Consider the following 22,008-nt stretch of genomic DNA (forward strand, 5'->3'; position numbering starts at 1 on the left):
ACCTACACAGTAATCTTATGATAGACCTTAAACCTTCAATTAACTTTTGGCATGATTTAAAAAGTAACCAGCTTGCAGGGATTTGGTTATTTTTAGGTTCGAGGAAATCACTACAGATTGTAAGGCCATCAATTCTTCAACTTATTTTTTGGGGAATTCTTGGAGGTTCAGCGAGCTCTTTATTTAGCTGGTTGTTATCGAATGGTGCTGGAGAATTTAACTCTCAAGGATTAGTGAGTTATGCGCTCTGGCCATTTATTGCTTTAATTGTTGGGATTTTCCTTTCACAGCGTACTAATAATCCACGTTTGATGTTGGTGCCAGCATTACTTTGGTTAGTACTAGACACACATATTGTTTTGATTCAGTGTCTTATCCAATATTATTTTAATAACTTTGACTATCAACCTAATTTCCTTGTTGATCATTTGCAGCACATATTTTCTTTATTGTTTGTTTGGCAAAGTTTAGCTGTTGTTTGGGTTTTTTCGCGTGAATTAAAATGGCCTTGGTGGGAGCGATTGCTCATCATGATCGCCACATTTTTTACACTTTTTGTGTGGCAGATTTCGTCACAAAGTCAACCAATTTGGAAGGTAGATGAGGCGCCTCCAAGTATTTCAGAACAATCATTTTACGCGCAAAGCAGATTATTAAATCAGGCGCTTGAACAGATTCAATTTGGAGAGTTTGCGAACTCGTATTGGTATTTTATGGGCGTAGCTGGTGCAAGTTATCAAGATGTATTCAAATTGGAAATTCAAAGATTTAAAGATCAATTTGATACGCGTTTCGGAACCTTTGGTCGTTCAATTGCGTTAATTAATAATCCTGCGACTCGCGAAGAATATCCAATTGCGTCAAAGACCAGTATTGATTTGGCATTGCAACGTATTGGCGCTCAGATGAATCGTGAAAGTGATGTCCTGTTTCTTTATATGACTTCCCATGGATTGAGTAACCAATTTCAAATGGAGAATACGCCAATTGATTTGGAAGACATAGATCCAAAATGGTTGCGCCAAACGCTTGATAAATCAGGGATCAGGTGGAGAGTCATTGTGATTTCATCATGTTTCTCTGGTAGTTTTATTCCAGCGTTGCAATCGCCAGATACATTAGTCATTACTGCAGCTGCAGCAGATCGAGAGTCTTTTGGTTGTTCAAATGATGCAGACTCGACTTATTTTGGACGTGCTTTCTTTGATTTAGCGATGCGTGAAAAAAATAGCTTACGTGAAGCCTTTGAAGATGCATCAGTCAATATTGCGCATTGGGAAAATGCACAAGGGTTTATGCCATCAGAGCCACAATGGGTCATTGGTAAGAATATGGAAATTATGTTGCCGCAACTTGAAAAGAGATTATTTCCTCAGGTTGGATTATCAACCGTAAGTAGTGAACACCAGAGTGATAGTGCTCAGTTTACGAATATGCGATGATGTTTTAAAAATTAAATGTGTGAGGCAGTGCAATGGAATTGGTTCAAAAGAATAAATGTTTTGATGGTGAACAACGTGTTTATCAGATCAATTCAAAGTTTTTGAAAAATCCGACTAAATTTTCTGTATTTTTACCTTCACAGGCACTCGAAGGTCAAAAATGTATTGCGTTGTACTATCTTGCAGGTTTGACTTGTACTGAAGAAACTTTTGTCATCAAAGCACACGCACAACGTTTAGCTGCACAATTGGGAATTATATTGATTGCTCCAGATACATCACCTCGTGGTGACGACGTGGCGGTCGGGGATTCTTGGGATATAGGGCAAGGGGCTGGATTCTATTTAAACGCAACTCAAGCACCTTGGGCTGAGCATTATCAGATGGAGTCGTATCTTATACAGGAGCTGTATTCTCTAGTTCTTACATCGTTTCCTGTACAGGATGAGGGGATTGGTATTTTTGGTCACAGCATGGGAGGACACGGTGCACTCACGCTTGCTTGGAAGTATCCAGACTTATTTAAGTCAGTCTCAGCATTTGCACCGATTTGTGCGCCATCAATTTGTCCATGGGGTGAAAAGGCATTTTCAGCTTACCTCGGAGAAGAACGTGAGTTATGGAAAGCACATGATGCGAATGAACTCGTGAAAGAAAAGGGTGCTCTATATCACGAAGTTTTAATTGATCAGGGGGTTGCAGATCAGTTTTATGCTCAACTTAATCCAGCGCTATTTGCTGAATCATGTAAAACCGTAGGTCAAAAGCTCACATTGCGGGAGCATGAGGGTTATGATCATGGATACTTCTTTATCCAAAGTTTTATTGATGATCATCTGCAATTCCATGCTTTACAATTGCAAAATTAATCTCATTTGAATTTTAAGATATTCATACTTAAGTTCGTTATAATGTGTGCGATATCACATTTAAACCATGTTGAATGATGACATCTCTCGGGATGTCATTTTTATAATCAGAGAAAATAATAATGAATTCATCAGAACACTCCGCTGAACAAGCACCCTTACCATTCATCAACGATCCATTTCCATTATCTGATGCAGATGAAAATCGACCGATTTATATGGGGAAAGTATTTAAATTTAAATTTCATGGCAATGCGATGGAGTACTTTGGCATATGGATCGTCAATATTTTATTGACGATTGCGACATTGAGCCTATATGCGCCATGGGCGAAAGTACGTCGTTTAAGATATTTTTATAACAATACCGAATTTTTTCATCGCTTTTTTGATTTTACTGGTTTACCGACTAAAATTTTGATTGGTCGACTGATAGCCATTGGCATTTGGGCAATATTTGCGATTGCCTCATATATGGATATGACGATAGCAGCATTTGGTGGACTGATTATTTATATTGCTCTTCCATGGTTGGTACGAGCCACAATTCGATTTAATGCGCGCAACAGTAAATTTGGGAACAGCCGTTTTTATTTTTCTGGCACGAATAAAGAAGCCTATAAACAATTTTTAATTGCGCTTGCTATCACCATTTTTACATTAGGAATATTTAGCCCTGTCGCAATTTGGATTTATAAAAAATATACGCTTAATCATTTGTACGTTGGACAACTCAAATTTCAATTAAACAATGACTGGCCTAGTTATATGCGAGCAGTATATGTTCCCATGATTCTCTTTGTATTGATTCTTATGCTCATCGGATTTGGTGGTTCGACATTATCAATACTCAGTGGTCATGGAATGGATATGATGCTGATGATGATCTTTGCCGTTTATGCGATTGGAATGTTGTTTATTGGTCCGTTAATACAGGCACGAATTTTTATTACTACGTGGAATAGCACAACACTCAACAGCAGTCAGTTTAAGACCAGTTGTAATCAATGGCGCTATGCATGGATTGTTGCGAGTAATTGGATCGCTAGAATCTTAAGTTTAGGATTATTGTCAGCATGGGCTGCTATTCGCATTTATCGATACCAAGTTGAATCGATGAGCTTAGAATTAAATGATGATCCAAACCTGATGATGAATATTGCGCAAAGTGATCATAGTGCCATCGCGGAAGAAATTAGTGATATTTTTGATATTGATATTTCACTTTAGGAGTTAATTCAATGAATCAACCTCTCACAGTGACATATTATGATGGTGTTCTTTCTAAGCCTTTTACAGCACAGATTCGCCCTGCTAATCAAGACAGTATCGCTGTCAGTTATACAGATAAAGGCGAAGTGAAAACAGTCTACTATCATGCAGATGAAATGGTATTGCTTGGTAAAATTGGTCGACGTAATCCAGCTTTAGAGTTAACACATGACGCTAGGATTGAATTTCATGAGCGTCAGCTTCCTGAATGGTTGCCTGTTGAGCATAAAAATTTTCATCAAAAAGTATGGAAACTTGAACGTACACCATCGTTGATTATTTTTAGTGTTATTTTCGTGGTCGCACTTGGTTTCTCCGTCATTAAATGGGGAATACCGACGGCATCGCACATTGTTGCTTTCCAGCTGCCAGAAAATACGCTGAATCGTTTGGGTGGTCAGGCAGAAGTTTATTTAGCCGAATACACTAAACCTTCTCAGTTATCACAGCAAAGACAGGATCGGATTCTCGCGGATTATCTGAAATATGTTGCTGAGGGTCGTCCCGCTCAGTTGAAATTTAGGGAAGGTACCTCGCTTGGAGCCAATGCACTCGCATTGCCAAACAATACAATTTATCTCACCGATGAATTAGTGAAGCTTGCCAAGAATGATCAGGAAATTATCGGCGTTTTGGCACATGAACAAGCACATTTATTAAAACGTCACAGCTTACAACAAGGTCTTTCGAGCCTAGGATTCAGCGTACTTTATATTGCTATCACTGGTGATGGATCGGATTTAATTGCGACTTTGCCAGTTGCCATGATTGGTGCAGGATATTCACGGAAGTTTGAGTTAGAATCAGATCAGTATGCGCTAGAACTCATGCATAAACATGAAATGGATACAGTGCATTTTGCAAACTTTTTAAAACGTATGAGTGATGATATGGGAGAAGACGAAGATCAATCAAAAATTCTTGATCTCTTTGCAAGTCATCCTGCCACTGAAGAACGAATTCGCCGTGTTACTGAATTTAAACAGCAACAATAATGAAAAGCCGACTTTATGTCGGTTTTTCTTTAACTTTCTCTAGACCATATAACTTGATAGTCAGCTTGAACCATGCGATTGATATGATCAAGCACGACATTTTCTAGTCGTATTAATTCTTCTAAAGATATTTCTTCTTTATTCACAATACTGACATGAAGTTGATCAGGTTGTATTGATAATTCAACTGTCACTTTTGGCATAAAAATTTGATATTGGTCATCGGTATTGGCGACATCAAATTTATGTTTCCAATGATTGCTTAATCGTTTAGCGATACGTAATGCTTCGGAGCTGTCTATCGTTGTGGTTGTTTTCATTATTTACCGTAATGCTTGAAATTTATTGTATCTTAACATTCATCTCACCATAAGGTTGTTCCGAATATGCAACATAGCTTTGCATAAGTCATATTCCGTCCTTGAAGATTTTTTTATCAACGATTAGCATTTTGAGTTGAAATTTAAATAGCAGTAATTTCGAAGGAATGAATAAACGAAGTTTTGCTATAATCAACTTTTGAATTCTAATTTCCCGCCAGGTCCTGACATGTCCAAGCCATTCTTAATTGCTCCATCGATTTTATCTGCTGATTTCGCTCGCTTAGGTGAAGAAGTCGAAAACGTACTTGAAGCAGGTGCAGATGTGGTCCATTTCGATGTAATGGATAATCATTATGTACCAAATTTAACTTTTGGTGCTGGTGTATGTAAGGCACTTAAAAAATATGGTATTCAGGCCCCAATTGACGTTCATCTTATGGTGAAACCAGTCGATCGTATGATCGGAGATTTCTTAGATGCGGGTGCAGATATCATCACTTTTCATCCAGAAGCATCAGACCATATCGACCGTTCATTGCAGCTGATTAAAGCTGGTGGTGCTAAAGCAGGTTTAGTTTTTAACCCTGCAACGCCTTTACATTACCTTGATTATGTACTGGATAAAGTGGATCAAGTCTTATTAATGAGCGTCAACCCTGGCTTCGGTGGACAAAAATTTATCCCAATGACGCTAGATAAACTTCGTAAAGCACGCAAAATTATTGATGCATCTGGTAAAGATATTCGCTTAGAAGTTGATGGTGGTGTTGGTCCAGCAAATATTCGTGAAATCGCTGAAGCTGGTGCAGATATGTTTGTAGCTGGTTCTGCCATTTTTGGAAAGCCAGATTATAAAGCTGTAATTGATGAAATGCGTGCAGAGTTGGCGAAAGTAGGTTCAATTAACGTTTGATCCGAAACATGTATAACACTACACACATCTGTGGATAAGTCTATGGATAACGTGGTGGATATCTATGTTGATAACAGTCTGGATAATTTGATTAGATTATAATCATATTTAGTTCAATGGTTTGTTTATTAGACAATAAATGTATAAAAAGGACTCATTTGAGTCCTTTTTTACAAAAAATGGATCTTCTTATCTTTTCTGTTGTATTGTTTGGGGGAGAAATTTTCGTTGCTCATTATTTGGCTTATCTTCGTGAATAAGTCTTAAAAGAGCGAGATAAAAAATCAATTTAAACATCCCAGACCAGTGATTCTATAGTGCAGTAAAGTGTTTTAATTTAGTGCGGATTTAGTCTTCTATCTGCCAATAGCGATCGCCTTTGTAATGCAATAGCCTAAAAATGCAGAAATAATCTAGAAAAGCTAGTCCGATAATGACCTATTTTTTGTAGGTGTATTTTGGGTCAAAAATTGTAAAATTGCGCCTATTTTGTGCGTGTGTTGATATAATTCAACCATCATTTGGAGGAACGACCTCCCTCATTTCTCTGAGAAAAATCGTCAGGACGGCCTGACTCTTAAATTATTTTAATTGGGAGCAGGCATCATGGCTTGGTTTATTCTTATTCTCGCGGGTTTATTTGAGATCGTTTGGGCATATAGTATGAAAATGTCTGAAGGATTTACTAAATTCACACCGACTGCAATTACTCTATTTTTTATGGTTCTCAGTTTTGGGTTGTTGGCACATGCCATGAAAACATTCCCTCTGGGAACTGCCTATACGATTTGGACGGGGATTGGTGCAGTAGGGTCTTTTTTAGTCGGCATTTTTATTCTGGGTGAGCCTGCGACAGCAATGCGGATGATTGCGGCTATTCTGATTATTTCAGGTTTAGTCATGATGAAATTAGCTTCAGCGTAAGATTTAAGGCAGCGTATCCATACGCTGCTTTTTTTAATTGAGAGAGGGTTTATTTTGGCTTGGTTAGTCTTGATTGTTGCAGGGTTGTTGGAAGTGGTCTGGGCCTATTTTATGAAAGTTTCAGATGGATTCACCAAATTGACACCCAGTATTTTGACGATCGTTTTCATGATCGCAAGTTTTGCTTTACTTTCCTATGCGATGAAAACTTTGCCACTCGGGACAGCTTATACCGTATGGACAGGCATAGGCGCTGTAGGTTCATTTGTGGTTGGGATTTTTATTCTTGGAGAACCTGCAAATGCAATGAGAATGATCGCTGCAGTATTGATTATTTCGGGTTTGGTCTTGATGAAGTTATCATCAACATAGTTAGATGATTCAACTTTCAGGCGATTAAAAAATGACTCAATTTTATTTAAAAAAAATAATGACACCTGTCGGTGAACTTCAATTGGTTGCTCATGATCGAGCATTGATTGTTGTCGCTTGGGAGAATGCACTTCCTCAGTTTATCCGAAATCAAATCGTAATTCAGCGGGATGATCACGAGATTTTATGCATTGCCGAAACACAGCTTCGCGAATATTTTTTAAAACAACGTCAGGTATTTGATTTGCCTATAGAACTTTATGGGACAGAATTCCAACGCTCGGTATGGAATGCGCTGTTAAAAATTCCTTTTGGAGAGTCTAGAACGTATAAGCAAATTGCTGAGGATGTTGGGAATGTAAAAGCGGTTCGAGCGGTAGGCTTGGCCAATGGGAAAAATCCTATCGCGATCATTGTACCTTGTCATCGTGTAATAGGTGTCAATGGCAAGCTGGTCGGATTTTCAGGAGGTGTGGAAAATAAGCTTAAGCTGCTGCAGCTTGAAGATGATAAGTGGTGATGTTATAACAGCATAAACATATGAAATACAAAAATTATGTCTAATGAAAATCCTATAATTACAATTGTTTTTAATCTCATATCGCAGTTATGGTGGTTGATCTTCATTCTAGCAATCATCCCTGTATTCAAAATGTTTGTACCTTATATCAAAGGAAAATTGGGTGAATACATTGTCCAATATCATGCAAAAAATTTTTTGAATGAGGACTATATTTTACTGAATGATCTAACATTTTTGGATCAGGACAATCAGACCACACAGATTGACCATATTTTATTGAGTCCTTATGGAATATTTGTGATTGAGACCAAAAACTATAAAGGTTGGATTTTTGGCTCATCACATCAAAAAATGTGGACTCAAAAAATTTATAAATCTAGCCATAAATTTCAAAATCCATTGCACCAAAACTACAAGCATATAAAGGTTTTAGAGGGATTGTTAAAAGATTTAATCGATTCAAATCTGTCGATACATGGGTTAATAGTTTTCGTGCCTAATTGTGAGTTTAAAACACCAATTCCTGTACATGTTCATTGGGGTAAAAGTTGGATTGAAGAAGTTAAAAGCTACCAAATGAAAGTGATTGATGATCGTAGACTACAGAGAATTAAATATCGTATTGAAAAAGCAGCGCTTCAAAAATCGTGGAAAACCAATAGAGAACATATCCGATCAGTCAAAGAAAGACTAAAAGATTAATAAAAAAAAACCCACAGTCAGTGGGCTTTTTATTTAGAAGCGTTTTGGAATTCTTTGGCCACCTTCAACTGGGATTTCAGCACGTTTTAATACACCAAATAGCCATGTTTCCGCATGGTGAACTGCATTTTTAATTTGATCACCTTGTGCCAACCTTCCTGCAATAAAACTTGCAAGAGAACAGCCTGAACCATGATACTCACCTTCAAGACGAGGACATTTTGTTTCAGAGACCATATCACCATTAATGTAGAGTGCATTTCTAATATAAGTCGGTGTGTCTTCGTGACCACCTTTGACTAATACCGCTTTAGCACCCATTTCAAATAGCTTCTGTGTGGCTTGATCTAAATCTTCACAGCCTGTTAATGCGCGAAGTTCAACGGTATTGGGTGTAAGAATCGTAGCAAGAGGAATCAATTCAACAAAAGCCTTGACCAATGTTGCTTGATTTCCTAATGAGCCACCACTATTGGCAACCAAAACTGGATCGAGTACGTATTGAAAATCAGGATGTGCTCTTAGGAATTCTGCCAAAGCGGCGATATTGTCGGTAGTACCGAGCATGCCAGATTTCACTACTTTGATAGGAAGATCATTCACTACAGCATTCGCTTGAGCCAGCAGTAAATCTTTTGAGGTTGCTTCAAATCCAAAAACTTGTTGAGAGTTTTGAATGGTTAACGCTGTACATGCGATTGCTGCATGAGCACCACTTTGGCCGATCGCTTCAATATCTGCTTGTAAGCCAGCACCACCAGATGGATCTAAACCAGAAAAGCACAATACAGTAGGGCGCACAACAATGTCCTTCATCGATCAATTTGGAGTAGTATAGGCAAGTTTCTGAGAAGTCTCGATAGCATTTCTAAAAAAGGTACAGCATGATTAAAAATATTCTCATTGATTTAGATGGAACGCTAACTGATCCTAAAGTGGGTATTACGACTTCTGCACGCTATGGTTTAGAAAAAGTAGGTCATCTTATCGCGGAGGATGAGAATATTGATTGGATTATTGGACCACCTTTAAAAGCCTCGTTGGCCAAAATTTTGAAGGTTGATGTGAATGATGATTTGGCGGAACAGGCTTTACTTGGTTATCGTGAGCGCTTTGCTGTAAAAGGTTTATTTGAAAATTTATTATTTGAAGATGTAGCGGAGACATTGGCAACACTTAAGAATAAAGGTTACAGATTGTTTTTAGCTACTGCGAAGCCTGAAGTGTATGCTCAGCAAATTCTTGAACATTTCAATCTCACACCGTATTTTGATTATGCCTATGGCAGTGAGTTAAATGGTGACCGCACCAATAAAGCTGAACTTATTGCATATATTTTAGAGCAAGAAAAAATTAAGCCAGAAACCTGTTTGATGGTAGGGGACCGAGAGCATGACATTATCGGTGCTCGAAAAAATGGAATTGAAACGATTGCAGTGGAATACGGTTATGGCAGTGATGCAGAGTTAGCCGCTGCTGCACCCAAAGCCAGAATTCAAGCTTTCCATCAAATTTTAAATTACGTTGATTAATCTAAGCCGACATTCGAGCTAAAGAGCAATTCAAAAGAGATTGCTCTTCGTAGCTTAGCTTAGATCCAAATACAAGGATTCTTTGACCTCTTCCATCACGATGTAACTATGGGAGGATGCAGAGGAGGGAAGCATTTTAAGCAGGTCACCCAGTAGTTGGCGATAAGCACTCATTTCTTTTAGTCTCGCTTTCACCAAGTAATCGAATTCACCTGAAATTAAATGACACTCTAATACCTCAGGTATCTCAACTAAATTCTTGGCGACTTGATCAAAAACATCTCCAGATTTCGCCGATAATTTAATTTCTAGAAAGACGAGTAAATTACGCTCCAATAACTCCGGATTTAAGCGGGCGTAATAGCCCATAATAATGCCATCTCGTTCTAGTCTTTTGACTCTTTCCGAGCAAGGGGTTGTAGAAAGATTGACTTTAGCAGCCAGTTCACTAATGGCGATACGACCGTCCTTTTGTAGAATATCTAAAATCATACGATCAGTGCGATCTAATTTCCGCATGAATAATTTCCTTATTTTTTAATTTTTTTAGGATAAAACCCTTAAATTACCTAAATTATAACGTTTAAAAGAGTGAAAAAAACTATTAAAGCAAAAATATACTAGTGAAATAAACTACACAGTGCTGAGGGATAGTTCATGCGCGTTATTGTATTAGGTAGTGGTGTCATTGGTGTTGCAAGTGCGTATTACCTAGCGCAACAAGGAGCAAGCGTCACTGTATTAGATCGTCAATCAGGTCCTGCCGAAGAAACGAGTTTTGGCAATGCAGGACAGATTTCTCCTGGATATTCTACACCATGGGCTGCACCAGGAATTCCATTTAAAGCGGTTAAATGGATGTTTCAACATCATGCACCATTAGCAATTAACGTTGATGGAAGCTTGTGGCAGCTGAAATGGATGGCTCAAATGTTGAAGAACTGCAATGCGGCACATTACGCCATCAATAAAGAGCGTATGGTACGTGTTGCTGAATACAGTCGAGATTGTTTAAGAGAACTACGCGAAAATATTGGCATATCTTATGAGAATCGTTCAAAAGGAACATTACAAATTTTTCGTAAGGATGCGCAATTAGACGCAGTTCAACGAGACATTGAAGTTTTAAAAGAAACAGGTGTCGGATTTGAGTTATTAGATCGTGAAGGTCTAGGTCGAGTTGAACCTGCATTAGCGGAAGTTAAAGACAAATTAGTCGGTGGTTTACATCTTCCAAATGATGAGACTGGGGATTGCTATATCTTTACCAACGCGCTTGCTGAATATGCAAAAGGTATTGGTGTTGAGTTTAAATTTAATCAAAATGTTGAAAAACTCGTAGTTGAAGGTGACGAAATCAAAGGCGTTGTTGTCGACGGTCAGGTACTTACAGCAGATCGTTATGTACTTGCCTTCGGTAGCTATTCACGAGATTTTATTAAACCATTAGGTCTAGATTTGCCCATTTATCCAGTAAAGGGATATTCATTAACTATACCTATCGTGGATGCGCAATATGCCCCTCAATCAACGGTCTTAGATGAAACCTACAAGATTGCAATAACTCGTTTTGATCAACGAATTCGTGTTGGTGGGATGGCTGAGTTAAGTGGTTTTAATAAAGAGTTAAATGAGGATCGCCGTGGCACCTTAGAGATGGTAACGCGTGATTTGTTCCCAGGTGGAGATATGGCACAAGCCAGCTTCTGGACGGGACTACGACCAATGACGCCAGACAGTACGCCTATTATCGGTGCGACGAAATATAAGAATCTATTTTTAAATACTGGACATGGCACGCTCGGTTGGACTATGGCATGTGGTTCTGGAAAGCTGATTAGTGATTTAGTGCTGAATCGGACTCCAGAGATTAGTACCGATGGACTTTCAATTCAACGTTATAACCACGCAGCCTAAAGGCTGCGTGGTTTGCTATTAAAAAATAAATCATAGGACAAGGAATATGTCTCGCCCAATACAGGCTGTTATTCACTTAAACGCGATCAAGCATAATTTGAAAGTTGCTAAGCAACATGTACCGAATGCCCAAGTTTTTGCTGTTGTTAAAGCTAATGCTTATGGTCATGGGATCGAGCGCATTTATTCAGCCTTAGTGGATGCAGATGGAATTGCACTTCTAGAGCTGAGTGAAGCACAACGAGTTCGAGATTTAGGTTGGAAAGGCCCAATTTTGCTTTTGGAAGGTATCTTTCAAGAAGCAGACTTACAGTTGTGTCACGATTTAGATCTTCAATTTACCGTTCATAACGAGATTCAAGTCGAATGGATTAAGCGGTTTAGTCTTGATGCTCATTTTAATATTTTTTTGAAAATGAACAGTGGCATGAACCGTTTAGGATTCCAACCTCAACGTTACCCTGAAATTTGGAGTCTGTTAACTGAATTGCCGCAAGTGGCATCAATCACTCACATGACACATTTTTCTGATGCTGATGGCGAGCGCTTGAATAACGTTGGGGTTGACTATCAAATTTCAGTATTCAATCAAATCGTCAGCGTTTTAGGTGGTCCTTGTTCACTAAGTAATAGCGCAGCCATTCTTAGACATGCCAATCATGTCCACTCTAACATTGTACGTAGTGGCATTATGTTGTATGGGAGTTCACCGGATTATCCAACCCATACTATTCAAGATTGGGACTTAAAACCAACAATGTCTTTAAGAAGTGAATTGATTGCAATTCAAGAAATTAATCCTCAGCAAAGTATTGGCTATGGATCGACATTTTTTGCAGAACAAGCTATGAAAATTGGCATTGTCGCTTGTGGATATGCAGATGGATATCAACGGATTACTCAATCTGGCACAACAGTGCTTGTGAATGGAAAAAAAACTTCTTTGATTGGTCGTGTAAGTATGGACATGCTAGCTGTTGATATCACGCATATTGAAGATGCAAAAATTGGCAGTGAAGTCGTACTGTGGGGCGTCTCAAAGTACGGAAGTTTGTTACCGATTGATGAGGTCGCTGCAGGAGCGAGTACTGTGGGATATGAGTTAATGTGTGGCGTAACGACGCGGGTTCCATTTGTTCTAGAAATTTAATGTTAAAAATTCAACGATCAACACTAGGATCGATACTGAGTAATCAAGGAATTAATATGCAAAATCAGGATATTCAAAAATTCAATAGTAATGGCGTGATGAGTGCAGTTACAGTCTTTAATCAAGTGGCTTATCTTTCTGGTCAAGTACCTAAGATTACGACGCCTGATATCGCCTTACAAACGAAAGATGTGCTGAATACGATCGACGCTCTTTTGGCTCAAGTAGGCACAGATAAATCTCGTTTATTGTCAGCACAAGTTTTCGTGAAGAATTTGGAAGATTTTCAAATCTTCAATCAAATTTGGATTGAATGGATGGAGGATTCAATACCACCATCACGAGCAACCATTCAGGCTGACCTCGTTAATCCAGAATGGTTAATTGAAATCGCAGTGATTGCTGCATTGAAATAACTGAATATAAGTAAGACTTCACGAGGAAGAGTCATTTATGGCTCCTCTCATAATAACAAAATCTCTCGAATCTCAGTTTGAAGCGGAATTTAGGCTGATCGATTAGATTAGATGGTGTAAAAGGATGTTGAATAATGACAACCACAAATATTGATGAACAATCATCTCCCAATGAATTACAGCGTAAGCTTTCAAATCGACATTTACAACTCATCGCCATCGGTGGAGCGATTGGTACAGGGTTGTTTATGGGCTCAGGAAAAACGATTTCACTTGCAGGACCTTCAATCATCATCATTTATATGATTATTGGTGCTATGTTTTTTTTCTTGATGCGTGCCCTTGGTGAAATTCTTTTATCTAATCTGCACTACAAATCATTTATTGATATGGCACATGATCTCATTGGACCAGGTGCAGGGTATTATATTGGTTGGTCCTATTGGCTGGGATGGATTTTGGTCGGTATTGCTGATTTAGCAGCAATTATCAATTATCTCAGTTTTTGGTTACCTCCAGATCAAATGTTTACCCCAATGGGGCAAGCAGCGATTAGTGCAGGATGTGTCTTATTCATACTCGCAATTAACTTAGTCACTGTAAAACTTTTTGGTGAAATTGAGTTTTGGTTTGCATTAATCAAAATTCTAGCCATTATTGGATTGATCTTGGTTGGTGCCTTCATGGTGTTTACGAGTTTTCAGTCACCAAGTGGTGCTGTTGCAAGCTTCAGTAACATTTGGTCTCATGGTGGAATGTTCCCGAAAGGATCCATGGGCTTTTTGGCAGGCTTTCAAATCGCAATGTTTGCCTTTGTTGGTGTAGAGTTACTCGGGACGATGGCTGCGGAAACCAAAGATCCTGAAAAAAATTTACCAAAAGCGGTTAATGCTATTCCGACACGTATTATTATTTTCTATGTGCTTTCGTTGATCATGATTATGTCTGTGACACCTTGGATCAATATCCCAGCAGATCAAAGTCCATTTGTCACATTATTCTTATTTGCGGGTATTGGTTCAGCTGCTGTGATTATGAACCTAGTGGTTTTGTCTTCTGTGATGTCTTCCATGAACAGTGGTGTCTTTTCTACCAGTCGAATGTTATTTGGATTGGCCCGTGACGGCCAAGCCCCTCAAAAGCTAGCAGAACTTTCAAGTCGTGCCGTACCTGCTAAGGGATTAATCTTTTCATGTACATTTATTATGGCCGGTGCAGCATTTCAGTATTTTGTGCCAAATACGATGGAAGCTTTTACATTAGCAAGTTCGCTGTGTGTGATTCTTTTCATTAGTATTTGGGCGATTATCATGGTGTGCTATATACGCTACCGTAAATTGCGACCTGAGCTACATGAAAAGTCGAATTTTAAAATGCCGGGTGGAGTGGCAATGTCATACGTTGTATTGGCATTTTTGCTATTTGCATTAATCATTTTAAGTTTAGAGCCAGACACGCTTAAAGCTTTGATGATTAGCCCAATCTGGTTAATTCTGTTGGCTGTAACATACCGTGTTCTTTATAAACCACGTATGCGTAAGCGTAACCATAATTAATTTTTAGAGAAAGAAAAAACCTCCACGAATGGAGGTTTTTTTATATTCTTTAGTTAGAATGTAGGTTTGACCACAACTAAAATTACAACTGCGAATAAGATCAATGTGGGCATTTCGTTGAAATAGCGCCAGAACTTATGACTTTTATAGTGTGCATTATCAATGAGTTTTTTACGGTAATATCCACACACTAGGTGGTATATGACCAGTAATCCGACTAAACCAACTTTTAAATAAAACCATAAAGCTTCATGATAATGTCGAGTTGCATCACCCCAGTCCACTAAAAAATGTGCAGTGATCAATGTTGCGATCATCGCAGGCCACATAATGCCACGATAAAGCTTACGTTCCATGACTTCAAAGCGTTGATGACTTATGGCATCGTCACTCATCGCATGATAAACATAAAGCCGTGGTAGATAGAACAAAGCAGCGAACCAACATACCACAGCAATAATATGTAATGCTTTTACCCATAGGAAAGCATCTGAAGGAGCATCCATCTAATCACCCATTATGGGCGGAATTAAATTAGCCTTCCCATTTCTTGAAAATGAGGCAGGCATTTACGCCGCCGAAACCAAAACTGTTACTCATTACAGTATTCAGTTTTGTATCGCGTTTTTCAAGTACGATATCAAATGGTTTTGCACCTTCATCAAGCTCAGTAACGTTGATATTTGGTGCAATAAAGTCATTCTGCATCATGAGAATAGAGTAAATCGCTTCTTGTACACCTGCAGCGCCTAAGCTATGACCTGTCATAGATTTTGTTGAACTTAAAGGTGGTACTTGACCTTCACCGAATGCGCGTTCCATTGCTTTCAATTCAGTCACATCACCAGCTGGTGTAGATGTGCCGTGTGTATTTACATAATCAATTTTTTCAACACCATGCTGTTTTGCTTCATCAAGTGCCATCAAGATGCAACGTGTTGCACCTTCACCTGATGGTGCGACCATATCAGCACCATCAGAGTTGGCTGCATATGCAACGACTTCAGCAAGAATATTTGCACCGCGCGCTTGAGCATGCTCAAGAGATTCAAGTACCACGAAACCACCGCCGCCAGCAATGACAAAACCATCACGATCAGCAGAGTAAGGGCGAGAAGCGGTTTCTGGTGAGTCATTATATTTTGAGCATAAAGCACCCATTGCATCAAATAATAGACTTTGTGACCAATGGTCTTCTTCACCACCACCAGCGAGCATTAGATCCTGTTTGCCAAGTTGAATCAGGTTGTATGCGTAACCAATGGCATCAGCTGAGGTTGCACAAGCACTTGTAATAGAGTGAGCGATACCTTGTAATTTGAATGCCACACCAACGTTAGCTGTAATAGTATTTGACATATTGCGTGGAACAAAGAAAGGGCCAATTTTACGTGCGCCTTTCTCTTCAAGAAGTTCAATCATTTCAGCGACAGAAGCTGTAGAGTTGCCGCCTGAACCACCCGCAATACCATAACGAGGATTGCCCGCAAGATCTTCAGCGGTTAGACCCGCATTTTCAACCGCAGCGACTGCAGCGTTATAGGCATACATCGCACATACACCCATAAAGCGTTTCAGTTTACGGTCAATACCGTCAAAATTTTGTTCTGCTGCAGCACTAACATGACTTTTAAAATTAAGTTCAGCATAAGTTGGGTTAAAACGTGTGCCTGAAATACCATTTTGTAAGGCATGATTTACATCTTCTAATGTATTACCAATGCATGAGTTAATGCCCATACCAGTGATTACAACACGTTTCATTTACAATTCCCTATTATGGTGAAGTCATTTTATGGAAAAATTCACATCGATGATTTGATTGGATGTAAAAATCCATAAGATCTTGTCAAAAATTCGTATCATGATATCAGAATCTATTTTAAATTCTTATGGCAAATCAATATCGCAGCGTTAAAACGCTTATTGGCAGATATGTTCACTATATTGCAACCGAATAAAACACGATAAAGTTGAGATAACTCTTGACTGCGCATAGAATTTTAAACATAAGTGATAAATGCGAAGGAGGGTTGTAAATGGCAAATTCTAATAATAAGCAATCTAGCGGACTGGTATTAAAAGCATTTGGAGTGGCTAAAAAGCTCAGTGCTACTGGATTTGAACTGGCACAACATGTTGCACCAGGATCAATTGCGAAATTGACGCAACAACCTGATCCACAAAAAATTATTGACATAACTTCAGATGAGAGAAAAATGACTGAACAAAAAAAGTACGAAACCCCTCAACAATTATTTCGTGATCATGTCCCTCAAGTTTCTCAAAAAATTTTTGGTCGTCATTACAGTAAATTAAATAATGTTGCTTCTTTTATCTCTCCGGACTTAAACAACAAAGTTGCAGATTATTTTTTTGATAAATTGAATGATTTTGTTTCTGAGTTAAGTTCAGTTGAGCATGTATTAAAGGAAGTTGGTGCAAAAAGCTTGGATGAACTTAAATCAAGCCCTGATCGTGCGAATCGTATCGGTGAAGCATTAGCCAATCAAAATAAGTTGATTGCAGCGGTTCAGGGGGCAGTGTCTGGTGCGACAGGCGTAGTTGGTACGGCCATCGATATTCCTTTCTCGTTGGCATTTACGTTGCGTAGTATTTACCAAGAAGGGCGCGCGCACGGTTTTGAACTTAATCATCGTCAAGAGCAAGAGATCGTTGAGTATGTATTCAAACAAGTCGATTTAGGTGTTATTGCGGAAAAGCAAACACTTTTAGTGGCATTAAGAACAGTCGCAAATTTATTGGAAACACAAGATACTCATCAGCTACAAACCCTATTGGGCTCTAGTAACGACTTCACGGCTTTAAAAAATTGGCTGAGTAATCCTGAAGGTGGTTATAAATGGAATTGGTTGAATCAGATTCCTCAAATTTCAATTTTATCTAAATTAGCACCTGTGGCTGGTGCTGGTATTGGTGCAGTATATAGCTGGCGTTTGGTGGAAGAGGCTCATACTAAAGCTAGAGCTGTTTTTTCAGGAGCACAGAAGTACATTCTCCAACATCCAGATGAGCAGGTATCTGTTCAGGAGGCCTTTGAGCGCGGTACAGAATTATTAAAGCAATCTTCACTCGCATTGAATTCCGCAGTGTCAATCAATAATGAGTTAGTGGTTGAGGTTGAAGAGTTTGTAAAAAAACTTGAAGGAGAAGAGTCTATTCAAGTTGATGAGTCTGCAGTTCATAATGATTCAATTTCAGCAATTAAAATTGAAGCAAAATCTACCGAGTCTGAAAAAGAAGAAGTGGTCAGTGTTGAGGATGGTCTTAAGGCCTTAGCTGAAAAACATGTGGAATCGGCTTCTAATGAAAGTGTTCAAGACGCTGATAAAGACCAGCCTCAAGGCGAACCTATTGTGCAGGTAAAAGTGCCCCCTAAGCGTCGTAATTCAAAAAAGAAAGACGAAGCAGCAAACTCACTACCTACTTCACAGAAAAAACAATAAATTTAGTTATGAATGGTTGATCAAATCATTCTGAAAATTTCGTTGTAAGCACACAATGGTCAATATTTGATGTCATGTTGAATGTTGACCATTTTTACTTCTTGGCTTACAATTGCATGCCCTCAAAAAGTAGTATTTTTTGGGGCTTTTTATTAACGGGAGAATTGCCACATGGCAACAACAAATCAGTTGATCCGTAAGGGTCGTACGACTTTGATTGAAAAATCAAAAGTTCCTGCGTTGAAGGCTTGTCCACAACGTCGTGGTGTTTGTACACGTGTTTACACAACTACACCTAAAAAACCTAACTCAGCAATGCGTAAAGTTTGCCGTGTTCGCTTAACTTCAGGTTTTGAAGTATCTAGCTATATCGGTGGTGAAGGCCATAACCTACAAGAGCACAGTGTTGTTCTTATCCGTGGTGGTCGTGTTAAAGACTTACCAGGTGTACGTTACCATACCGTTCGTGGTTCTTTAGACTGTGCTGGTGTTAAAGATCGTAACCAGTCTCGTTCTAAATACGGTACTAAGCGTCCTAAGAAATAATCTAACTAGATCATTTTCTTAAACGTATAGAACTGCAATCCTTTATCGTCTCGCTTGTCTGATTTCTGCATTTAATTTTGTGAAATTCAAGCGACGTGTAGTAAGGCCAGCGAATAGTACATGACACTTTGTACTGCTGCTGGATAAACCTGAAGTGTCATATTTATAGGTAGTATTAAAATGCCAAGACGTCGCGTAGTCGCTGCTCGTGAAATCCTTCCGGATCCTAAGTTCGGCAGCCAAACAATCGCTAAGTTCATGAACCACGTAATGCAAGATGGTAAAAAATCTATTGCTGAAAGTATCGTTTACGGTGCTTTAGACCGCGTTCAAGAAAAATCTAAAGTAGACCCAGTTGAATTTTTCGAGACTACTCTTGAAAAAGTTCGTCCTATGGTCGAAGTAAAAGCACGCCGTGTTGGTGGTGCTACATACCAAGTTCCTATGGAAGTACGCCCATCCCGTCGTACTGCTTTAGCGATGCGTTGGTTAGTAGATGCTGCTGCTAAGCGTTCTGAAAAAACTATGGCGTTACGCCTTGCTGGTGAGTTGCTTGACGCAGCTGAAGGTAAAGGTTCAGCGATCAAGAAACGTGAAGATGTGCATCGTATGGCTGAAGCCAACAAAGCCTTCTCTCACTACCGTTTCTAAGCGGATAAAACAGCCCCTATTCAGGAGGGTGGTAAGTCGGGTTTCACTGATTTGTCATCGAATCGCTTTAAGCTGCTCAGCAGCTTAAAGCGTCCTGTTTTAAACAACAAAATTTAGGAATGCAAGAAATCATGGCTCGTCAAACCCCAATTTCTCGTTACCGTAACATTGGTATCTCAGCACACATTGATGCTGGTAAAACAACGACTTCTGAACGTATTTTGTTCTACACAGGTGAGAGCCACAAACTAGGTGAAACTCACGAAGGTTCAGCAACAACTGACTGGATGGAACAAGAGCAAGAACGTGGTATTACTATTACTTCAGCAGCAGTAACTTGCTTCTGGAAAGGTATGGGTAACCAGTTCGAACAACACCGTATTAACGTAATTGACACACCGGGACACGTTGACTTCACGATCGAAGTTGAGCGTTCTATGCGTGTTCTTGACGGCGCGTGCATGGTTTACTGTGCTGTAGGTGGTGTACAACCTCAGTCAGAAACTGTATGGCGTCAAGCAAATAAATATAAAGTACCTCGTATTGCGTTCGTTAACAAAATGGACCGTACTGGTGCAAACTTCTTCCGTGCTGTTGAACAAGTAAAAACACGTCTTGGTGGTAATCCAGTGCCAATCGTGATTCCTGTTGGCGCAGAAGAAAACTTCCAAGGTGTAGTAGACCTTATCGAAATGAAAGCGATTATCTGGGATGAAGCATCTCAAGGTATGAAGTTTGAATACGGTGAAATTCCTGCTGACCTTGTTGAGCTTGCTCAAGAATGGCGTACGAACATGGTTGAAGCTGCTGCAGAAGCATCAGAAGAACTCATGGATAAGTACCTAGAAGAAGGTGATTTGACTAAAGAAGAAATCATCGGTGGTCTTCGTGCACGTACATTGTTGAATGAAATTCAACCAATGCTTTGTGGTTCAGCGTTCAAAAACAAAGGTGTTCAACGTATGTTGGATGCTGTTATTGAATTCTTACCAGCACCTACTGACGTTGAAGCAATTAAAGGTATCTTAGACGACAAAGATGAGACAGAAGGTTCTCGTGAAGCGTCTGATGAAGCACCGTTTGCTGCGCTTGCGTTCAAAATTATGAACGACAAATTCGTTGGTAACTTGACATTCGTTCGTGTTTACTCAGGTGTTCTAAAAGCTGGTAGTGCAGTTTATAACCCTGTTAAATCTAAACGTGAACGTGTTGGTCGTATTGTACAGATGCACGCTAATGACCGTCATGACATCGAAGAAATTCGTGCGGGCGATATCGCGGCATGTGTAGGTCTTAAAGATACGACTACAGGTGATACACTTTGTGATGAAAACAACGTGATCACATTGGAGCGTATGGAATTCCCAGAGCCAGTAATTGCACTTGCAGTTGAACCTAAAACTAAAGCTGACCAAGAAAAAATGTCAGTTGCTTTGGGCCGCTTGGCGAAAGAAGATCCATCATTCCGCGTTCGTACTGATGAAGAATCTGGTCAGACTATTATTGCTGGTATGGGTGAGCTTCACCTTGACATCATCGTTGACCGTATGAAGCGTGAATTCGGTGTTGAAGCGAACATTGGTAAACCAATGGTTGCTTACCGCGAAACGATTAAAAAATCTGTTGAGCAAGAAGGTAAGTTTGTTCGTCAAACTGGTGGTAAAGGTAAATTCGGTCACGTATATGTACGTTTAGAGCCAATGGATCCTGAAGCTGGTAAAGACTACGAGTTCGCTGAAGAAGTTGTTGGTGGTGTTGTACCTAAAGAATTCTTTGGTGCTGTAGACAAAGGTATTCAAGAACGTATGAAGAATGGTGTCCTAGCTGGTTACCCAGTTGTTGGCATCAAAGCGACATTGTTCGATGGTTCTTACCATGATGTCGACTCTGACGAATTATCGTTCAAAATGGCGGGTTCTTACGCATTCCGTGATGGTTTCATGAAAGCAGATCCTGTTCTTCTTGAACCTATCATGAAAGTTGAAGTAGAAACTCCAGAAGACTACATGGGCGATATCATGGGTGACTTAAACCGTCGTCGTGGTATGGTTCAAGGTATGGACGATTTACCTGGCGGTACTAAAGCAATCCGTGCTGAAGTTCCACTTTCTGAGATGTTCGGTTACGCAACACACATGCGTTCTATGTCTCAAGGTCGTGCGACTTACTCTATGGAATTTGCTAAATATGCTGAAACTCCACGTAACGTGGCTGAAGGCATCATTGCTAAGTTCCAAGCTGGTGGTAAAAAAGGTGACGACGAGTAATCTTTCGATTACTATAAGCCCAACTAATTCATAGTTTAAAACCAAGTGCTCATGGAGTGATCCTCCATGAGTAGTTTAAAAAGGAAGATCTCATGGCTAAGGCTAAGTTTGAACGTAATAAGCCACACGTTAACGTGGGCACAATCGGTCACGTTGACCATGGTAAAACAAC

Annotated in this window: 23 protein-coding genes and 1 pseudogene; 19 read left to right on the top strand and 5 right to left on the bottom strand. The window is 39.4% G+C overall.

All coding sequences use genetic code 11. The annotated features are described in order from the left end of the window. Positions 1 to 17 precede the first annotated feature (17 nt). From AC1M9P_RS14095 to AC1M9P_RS14110, 4 genes are all read left to right on the top strand, one after another. On the top strand, positions 18 to 1,442 hold the full coding sequence (locus AC1M9P_RS14095; protein WP_481588033.1) for a C13 family peptidase: 1,425 nt from the start codon (positions 18 to 20) through the stop codon (positions 1,440 to 1,442). 32 nt (positions 1,443 to 1,474) lie between these two features. Further along, positions 1,475 to 2,311 (top strand): S-formylglutathione hydrolase, encoded by an 837-nt coding sequence (gene fghA, locus AC1M9P_RS14100; RefSeq protein ID WP_481588034.1) that lies wholly within the window; start codon positions 1,475 to 1,477, stop codon positions 2,309 to 2,311. A 218-nt stretch (positions 2,312 to 2,529) separates the two neighbouring features. Further along, positions 2,530 to 3,540, top strand: a complete 1,011-nt coding sequence (locus AC1M9P_RS14105; RefSeq protein WP_257219954.1) for a YjgN family protein — start codon at positions 2,530 to 2,532, stop codon at positions 3,538 to 3,540. 11 nt (positions 3,541 to 3,551) lie between these two features. Beyond that, a complete protein-coding gene (locus tag AC1M9P_RS14110; protein WP_481588035.1) occupies positions 3,552 to 4,577 on the top strand; it encodes a M48 family metallopeptidase in 1,026 nt (341 codons plus the stop codon). A gap of 29 nt (positions 4,578 to 4,606) precedes the next feature. Here AC1M9P_RS14110 and AC1M9P_RS14115 read toward each other — a convergent pair whose 3' ends face one another. After that, complete coding sequence (locus AC1M9P_RS14115) at positions 4,607 to 4,897, bottom strand: DUF2218 domain-containing protein (RefSeq protein ID WP_481588036.1); 291 nt, start codon at positions 4,895 to 4,897, stop codon at positions 4,607 to 4,609. A gap of 229 nt (positions 4,898 to 5,126) precedes the next feature. Here AC1M9P_RS14115 and rpe point away from each other — a divergent pair, with 229 nt between their 5' ends. From rpe to AC1M9P_RS14140, 5 genes are all read left to right on the top strand, one after another. Next, on the top strand, positions 5,127 to 5,813 hold the full coding sequence (rpe, locus tag AC1M9P_RS14120; protein WP_481588037.1) for a ribulose-phosphate 3-epimerase: 687 nt from the start codon (positions 5,127 to 5,129) through the stop codon (positions 5,811 to 5,813). A 606-nt stretch (positions 5,814 to 6,419) separates the two neighbouring features. Beyond that, positions 6,420 to 6,737, top strand: a complete 318-nt coding sequence (locus AC1M9P_RS14125; protein ID WP_481588038.1) for a DMT family transporter — start codon at positions 6,420 to 6,422, stop codon at positions 6,735 to 6,737. Between the two features lie 54 nt (positions 6,738 to 6,791). Then, positions 6,792 to 7,109 carry a quaternary ammonium compound efflux SMR transporter SugE gene (gene sugE, locus AC1M9P_RS14130; protein WP_481588039.1) on the top strand — a complete coding sequence of 106 codons (318 nt, stop codon included), beginning with the start codon at positions 6,792 to 6,794 and terminating at the stop codon, positions 7,107 to 7,109. Positions 7,110 to 7,140: 31 nt separating this feature from the next. Next, on the top strand, positions 7,141 to 7,629 hold the full coding sequence (locus AC1M9P_RS14135) for a methylated-DNA--[protein]-cysteine S-methyltransferase (RefSeq protein WP_180028722.1): 489 nt from the start codon (positions 7,141 to 7,143) through the stop codon (positions 7,627 to 7,629). 36 nt (positions 7,630 to 7,665) lie between these two features. Further along, complete coding sequence (locus AC1M9P_RS14140) at positions 7,666 to 8,334, top strand: nuclease-related domain-containing protein (RefSeq protein ID WP_481588040.1); 669 nt, start codon at positions 7,666 to 7,668, stop codon at positions 8,332 to 8,334. Between the two features lie 33 nt (positions 8,335 to 8,367). On the opposite strand, the gene AC1M9P_RS14145 is transcribed toward AC1M9P_RS14140, so the two are convergent. Further along, positions 8,368 to 9,135 (bottom strand): hydroxymethylpyrimidine/phosphomethylpyrimidine kinase, encoded by a 768-nt coding sequence (locus tag AC1M9P_RS14145; protein WP_035268321.1) that lies wholly within the window; start codon positions 9,133 to 9,135, stop codon positions 8,368 to 8,370. Between the two features lie 83 nt (positions 9,136 to 9,218). Between AC1M9P_RS14145 and AC1M9P_RS14150 the strand changes: the two genes are divergently transcribed. Then, on the top strand, positions 9,219 to 9,866 hold the full coding sequence (locus tag AC1M9P_RS14150; RefSeq protein ID WP_180000196.1) for an HAD-IA family hydrolase: 648 nt from the start codon (positions 9,219 to 9,221) through the stop codon (positions 9,864 to 9,866). Positions 9,867 to 9,920: 54 nt separating this feature from the next. Here the strand turns inward: AC1M9P_RS14150 and AC1M9P_RS14155 are convergent, their stop codons facing one another. Continuing rightward, positions 9,921 to 10,385 (bottom strand): winged helix-turn-helix transcriptional regulator, encoded by a 465-nt coding sequence (locus tag AC1M9P_RS14155; protein WP_092768640.1) that lies wholly within the window; start codon positions 10,383 to 10,385, stop codon positions 9,921 to 9,923. 138 nt (positions 10,386 to 10,523) lie between these two features. Here AC1M9P_RS14155 and AC1M9P_RS14160 point away from each other — a divergent pair, with 138 nt between their 5' ends. The 4 genes from AC1M9P_RS14160 to AC1M9P_RS14175 all read left to right on the top strand — a co-directional run bounded on the left by AC1M9P_RS14160 (position 10,524) and on the right by AC1M9P_RS14175 (position 14,905). Then, positions 10,524 to 11,783: a D-amino acid dehydrogenase gene (locus tag AC1M9P_RS14160; RefSeq protein WP_481588041.1), complete on the top strand. Its 1,260-nt coding sequence runs from the start codon at positions 10,524 to 10,526 to the stop codon at positions 11,781 to 11,783. A gap of 46 nt (positions 11,784 to 11,829) precedes the next feature. Further along, entirely contained in the window at positions 11,830 to 12,933 is a 1,104-nt protein-coding gene (gene alr / locus AC1M9P_RS14165) for an alanine racemase (RefSeq protein ID WP_481588042.1), read from the top strand. Between the two features lie 56 nt (positions 12,934 to 12,989). Beyond that, entirely contained in the window at positions 12,990 to 13,349 is a 360-nt protein-coding gene (locus AC1M9P_RS14170) for a RidA family protein (protein WP_035268302.1), read from the top strand. Positions 13,350 to 13,483: 134 nt separating this feature from the next. Further along, positions 13,484 to 14,905, top strand: coding sequence for an amino acid permease (locus tag AC1M9P_RS14175; RefSeq protein ID WP_035268305.1), 1,422 nt, complete (start codon positions 13,484 to 13,486; stop codon positions 14,903 to 14,905). A gap of 53 nt (positions 14,906 to 14,958) precedes the next feature. On the opposite strand, the gene AC1M9P_RS14180 is transcribed toward AC1M9P_RS14175, so the two are convergent. Both AC1M9P_RS14180 and AC1M9P_RS14185 read right to left on the bottom strand, forming a co-directional pair. After that, the gene (locus tag AC1M9P_RS14180; RefSeq protein WP_481588043.1) at positions 14,959 to 15,411 is read right to left on the bottom strand and encodes a CopD family protein; all 453 of its coding nucleotides are present in this window, start codon (positions 15,409 to 15,411) and stop codon (positions 14,959 to 14,961) included. A gap of 28 nt (positions 15,412 to 15,439) precedes the next feature. Then, on the bottom strand, positions 15,440 to 16,669 hold the full coding sequence (locus AC1M9P_RS14185; protein ID WP_035268310.1) for a beta-ketoacyl synthase N-terminal-like domain-containing protein: 1,230 nt from the start codon (positions 16,667 to 16,669) through the stop codon (positions 15,440 to 15,442). A 275-nt stretch (positions 16,670 to 16,944) separates the two neighbouring features. Here AC1M9P_RS14185 and AC1M9P_RS14190 point away from each other — a divergent pair, with 275 nt between their 5' ends. The 5 genes and pseudogenes from AC1M9P_RS14190 to AC1M9P_RS14210 all read left to right on the top strand — a co-directional run. Next, complete coding sequence (locus AC1M9P_RS14190; RefSeq protein WP_481588044.1) at positions 16,945 to 18,372, top strand: EcsC family protein; 1,428 nt, start codon at positions 16,945 to 16,947, stop codon at positions 18,370 to 18,372. 171 nt (positions 18,373 to 18,543) lie between these two features. Beyond that, positions 18,544 to 18,918: a 30S ribosomal protein S12 gene (gene rpsL / locus AC1M9P_RS14195; protein WP_004648013.1), complete on the top strand. Its 375-nt coding sequence runs from the start codon at positions 18,544 to 18,546 to the stop codon at positions 18,916 to 18,918. Positions 18,919 to 19,098: 180 nt separating this feature from the next. Further along, a complete protein-coding gene (gene rpsG, locus AC1M9P_RS14200; protein WP_004648014.1) occupies positions 19,099 to 19,569 on the top strand; it encodes a 30S ribosomal protein S7 in 471 nt (156 codons plus the stop codon). 131 nt (positions 19,570 to 19,700) lie between these two features. Beyond that, positions 19,701 to 21,836: an elongation factor G gene (fusA, locus tag AC1M9P_RS14205; protein ID WP_035268315.1), complete on the top strand. Its 2,136-nt coding sequence runs from the start codon at positions 19,701 to 19,703 to the stop codon at positions 21,834 to 21,836. A gap of 92 nt (positions 21,837 to 21,928) precedes the next feature. After that, positions 21,929 to 22,008, top strand: a pseudogene (locus tag AC1M9P_RS14210) (hypothetical protein); the annotation flags it as partial.

The sequence above is a fragment of the Acinetobacter sp. 25-47-122 genome (genome assembly GCF_056779695.1).

Coding starts and splice junctions, on each gene's coding strand:
- AC1M9P_RS14125 (WP_481588038.1), top strand. CDS start 6,420: ATGGCTTGGTTTATTCTTATTCTCGCGGGTTTATTTGAGATCGTTTGG.
- AC1M9P_RS14150 (WP_180000196.1), top strand. CDS start 9,219: ATGATTAAAAATATTCTCATTGATTTAGATGGAACGCTAACTGATCCT.
- AC1M9P_RS14185 (WP_035268310.1), bottom strand. CDS start 16,669: ATGAAACGTGTTGTAATCACTGGTATGGGCATTAACTCATGCATTGGT.
- AC1M9P_RS14105 (WP_257219954.1), top strand. CDS start 2,530: ATGGGGAAAGTATTTAAATTTAAATTTCATGGCAATGCGATGGAGTAC.
- AC1M9P_RS14190 (WP_481588044.1), top strand. CDS start 16,945: ATGGCAAATTCTAATAATAAGCAATCTAGCGGACTGGTATTAAAAGCA.
- rpe (WP_481588037.1), top strand. CDS start 5,127: ATGTCCAAGCCATTCTTAATTGCTCCATCGATTTTATCTGCTGATTTC.
- AC1M9P_RS14180 (WP_481588043.1), bottom strand. CDS start 15,411: ATGGATGCTCCTTCAGATGCTTTCCTATGGGTAAAAGCATTACATATT.
- AC1M9P_RS14110 (WP_481588035.1), top strand. CDS start 3,552: ATGAATCAACCTCTCACAGTGACATATTATGATGGTGTTCTTTCTAAG.
- AC1M9P_RS14175 (WP_035268305.1), top strand. CDS start 13,484: ATGACAACCACAAATATTGATGAACAATCATCTCCCAATGAATTACAG.
- AC1M9P_RS14140 (WP_481588040.1), top strand. CDS start 7,666: ATGTCTAATGAAAATCCTATAATTACAATTGTTTTTAATCTCATATCG.
- AC1M9P_RS14135 (WP_180028722.1), top strand. CDS start 7,141: ATGACTCAATTTTATTTAAAAAAAATAATGACACCTGTCGGTGAACTT.
- AC1M9P_RS14095 (WP_481588033.1), top strand. CDS start 18: ATGATAGACCTTAAACCTTCAATTAACTTTTGGCATGATTTAAAAAGT.
- rpsG (WP_004648014.1), top strand. CDS start 19,099: ATGCCAAGACGTCGCGTAGTCGCTGCTCGTGAAATCCTTCCGGATCCT.
- fusA (WP_035268315.1), top strand. CDS start 19,701: ATGGCTCGTCAAACCCCAATTTCTCGTTACCGTAACATTGGTATCTCA.
- AC1M9P_RS14155 (WP_092768640.1), bottom strand. CDS start 10,385: ATGCGGAAATTAGATCGCACTGATCGTATGATTTTAGATATTCTACAA.
- AC1M9P_RS14115 (WP_481588036.1), bottom strand. CDS start 4,897: ATGAAAACAACCACAACGATAGACAGCTCCGAAGCATTACGTATCGCT.
- AC1M9P_RS14170 (WP_035268302.1), top strand. CDS start 12,990: ATGCAAAATCAGGATATTCAAAAATTCAATAGTAATGGCGTGATGAGT.
- rpsL (WP_004648013.1), top strand. CDS start 18,544: ATGGCAACAACAAATCAGTTGATCCGTAAGGGTCGTACGACTTTGATT.
- alr (WP_481588042.1), top strand. CDS start 11,830: ATGTCTCGCCCAATACAGGCTGTTATTCACTTAAACGCGATCAAGCAT.
- fghA (WP_481588034.1), top strand. CDS start 1,475: ATGGAATTGGTTCAAAAGAATAAATGTTTTGATGGTGAACAACGTGTT.
- AC1M9P_RS14160 (WP_481588041.1), top strand. CDS start 10,524: ATGCGCGTTATTGTATTAGGTAGTGGTGTCATTGGTGTTGCAAGTGCG.